Annotated in this window: 2 protein-coding genes; both read right to left on the minus strand. The window is 35.2% G+C overall.

Annotated elements, in window-relative coordinates:
- Positions 1–342 precede the first annotated feature (342 nt).
- Positions 343–801 (minus strand): DUF5063 domain-containing protein, encoded by a 459-nt coding sequence (locus ACYQ11_RS22025; protein ID WP_459925989.1) that lies wholly within the window; start codon positions 799–801, stop codon positions 343–345.
- 127 nt (positions 802–928) lie between these two features.
- Positions 929–1,326: hypothetical protein (locus ACYQ11_RS22030; RefSeq protein ID WP_459925990.1), on the minus strand; the 398-nt coding region annotated here is incomplete at its 5' end.

The raw sequence follows: 1,326 nt of genomic DNA on the forward strand, positions 1-1,326 counted from the left end.
ATATAGGGAATCAAGATTAGGGTTGCTACACGATTTATAAAAATAAATTGTTGGAATAATAACAATTAGAATATAAGTCACAGACCTAAAAAGTTTGTGATACCACTGCCCGTTATTTTCAAACTTCTTTAAAAATGGTGTTAATCTTAATTTTTTTTTCATTTGCAATTTTATTTACTTTTTTGGCCTATTCCAATATGAAAATCAAATCCGAACGCAGTTTTCAGCGTGCCGGGCGGCGAATCGCGACAGCCGACCAGAGAGCTGAAACGGTTGATAAACAACAGCGGTTAACGAAGGCGCGCTGTCGCCCGGTCCGCTGCAAAAAATTGTTATCTTCAATTATCTCATATACATATAAATTGCACGCATTGCCGAAAGGATGTGCTCACCCCAATGAAAACCGAAGGATGATTGCCATTCAAACACAGCCGAACTGGTAAAACCTTTTTGGTAAAGCAATACCCCAGGCTTAATGTCACGGTAAATATCAGCTAAATCATCATGTAAATCCCCCACAACTGGTACGGAATTTTCAAAATCATGGGGGTCAAATATTTCATTATAATATTGAAACTCAATGGGGGAATACTTTTCATGAATAGATTTCCACTCCCCATTGGTCAATCGTTCTGTCTCTTCGTCTAATTCATCGGGATCAGTGATTGGTAAAGATAATGCATAATTAAACAATAAGGACAATAAAAGAAGAAGTTCATTTAGATCAACTTCATCATCATTTTTCAAAGCCTCTGTCCATGAACAATATTGTTCAGCTATTTTTGCAAAATCTTCTATCATAAAAGATAACGCCGGCCTTCAGGGGGCGGGCACTTACTGCCGAAACCCTGAGACCGACAAAATTGATTGATATATTTCAGCCTTTCAAAAAGCGGCAACGTGTGCCCGCTCACCTGGAAGGCCATTGTTAGCTGAAAATAAAGTAACGAAAAATAAAAATGCTTATAAACACTACAAAAATCCAAAAGATTGATAAAAATATTGAAGCATACCATTCAAAAAATTTACGGACTTTGTATTTAAAAAATTTATATTTTCCGATTGGTTCTTCTGGATAAACCTGTATTTTTTTAAACCACGCTATAACGAGTAATAATCCAAAAGACCACATATAGATGATGCTCGATATTAATAGAATCGGGATATTTTTTATACTTATAATATCATTACCATTTTTTTGAGATATTACGATTACAAGAGTGCACAAAAAAGAAAGAGCCGATATAATGGCAAAAATCTTCCAGTAAGGTAAAAGTTTATTTGATAGACTATTCCATTTTTTGGGAGTTGGCATATCTAACACAG

The sequence above is a fragment of the Desulfatiferula olefinivorans genome, from assembly GCF_054657895.1.